This is a genomic window from Clostridium sp. KLE 1755 (assembly GCF_000466465.2).
GTDB classification, from domain to species: Bacteria; Bacillota; Clostridia; order Lachnospirales; family Lachnospiraceae; genus Eisenbergiella; species Eisenbergiella porci.
The window spans coordinates 1-1,589 of sequence record NZ_KE992759.1 but is presented as its reverse complement, the minus strand read 5'-3'; the positions used below and the strand labels follow the sequence as shown (position 1 = coordinate 1,589).

The following is a 1,589-nucleotide window of genomic DNA, read 5'->3' as shown; positions in this document are numbered from 1 at the left end:
TCGTCCCAGGGAAGCTCCTCCCCTGCCGCAACAACGTCCATTTCAGGCTCCGCCCCCACCGGGAATACCTGGCTGTCAAAAATCTCAGAACGTGCCTCCCCCACAGGCTTTGCCGTAATATGTACGGGTGACACTTCCTTCATATCGCTGAATACATCCGCATTTTTGTAGGTCTGTGCCAGAGGATCCGAAACGGCAGGTTCTTTGACAGGATGCAGCTCACCCGCAGCTTCCCCTTCCTCCTCCCGGACCGTCTGCCCGGCGGTATGTATCTGTATTTTATCAAAATCAATAATATTATCTGTTTTGGGCGCTACCTTGACACTCTCTTTCTTTTCTTCCGCAGCATCCTCCACCGTTATTTCATGAATATCATTTCTCAGCCGTTCCCTGCTTTCCTCACGGGCCTCTTTCTCCTGCGCCGCCAGGGTGGTATCTATCATTACGCCGGACACCTTTTTATCCATCCGGAGAATTCGCTCCGCATCCCTGCGCGCCTCCTCCTCCTGTGCCAGCCGTTCTTCCTCTTCCCTTCTGGCTTCCAGCTCTTCTCTTCTTATCCGGGCGCGTTCCTTACGCACTCTTGCATCCTCACGGGCAGACTCATATACCTTCCTGCTCCCCGACTTCACGCCGCCCACAAAAGATTTCTCCGTAATCAGCACCAGGCATATAATTGCCAGCACGATTACCAGAAGCACAGCTCCCACCATGCCCAGGAAATGATTCAGAAGATAGGCAAGGGAACCAGCCAGCACCCCGCCCCCGGCCTTGGAATCCGCGCTCACCTTATAAAGCAACGCAACGGAATACTTCTCCATAGAAGGCACCTGCCCCCCGATCAGCTCCAGCACCACCCCAATTAAAAGTACCAAAAGAACAGCCGCCACAATTTTCATTACAGCGAACACATTCCCTCTGTTGGAGATACCAAAAGCAATCCCGAGAAAAATCATCACCGGAATCACATAAGCCATCATGCCGAAAATGCCGAACATCGCATGACTGACAGCATTCCCCACAGGGCCTATCACCCCAAAATTACATAAAAAGAGAAGAATACTTAACGCAAAGACACCAATCAGAATGATCTCACTGGTGATTGCGCTTTCCTCTTCTGTTCTAATCTTCTGCTGACTTTTATTCCGTGCATTCGATGTGCTTTTTTTAGTTTTTGTATTGGAATTGCTTCTCGTTCTGGAAGAAGAAGTTGTATTCTTTTTACCCGCGCCTGACCTGCTTCCTGAAGCTGATGCCATTGTTTACCGCCTCCGAAATCTGTTTGAATCACAGACTAAACCGAAATCAGTATACCACGAAACGTGGCCCTTGTCATCATTTAATATTTCATAGCCTTCCTCAAAGTCTTTCTTATAGTCTTCCGGCAACCCTATATACCCAGGCTAAAGTCAGCAGCCCCGGCTGCGCCTGGTTTTCCCCGCAGGGTCCCTGACCGGCCGTCCTTCTTCCCGGATACGGTGGGGGTGTTTCCGGCTCCATTGGAAAAAACGGAGATATTTCTTACCGCCCCGGGAGGCCGGAATCATGCCGCCCTTAGCGGCCTGTCTGACGAACGCAGCCGGCTGCAA

The 1,589-nt window shown here is 51.1% G+C and carries 2 protein-coding genes; both read right to left on the bottom strand.

Features of this window, described 5'->3' with window-relative positions:
- Positions 1-1,259 (bottom strand): DNA translocase FtsK 4TM domain-containing protein (locus tag HMPREF1548_RS22625; protein WP_021638961.1); only part of this gene is annotated, 1,259 nt, incomplete at its 3' end.
- A 150-nt stretch (positions 1,260-1,409) separates the two neighbouring features.
- The coding region (locus HMPREF1548_RS30285) for a hypothetical protein (RefSeq protein ID WP_207644066.1) at positions 1,410-1,589 on the bottom strand (180 nt) is incomplete at its 5' end.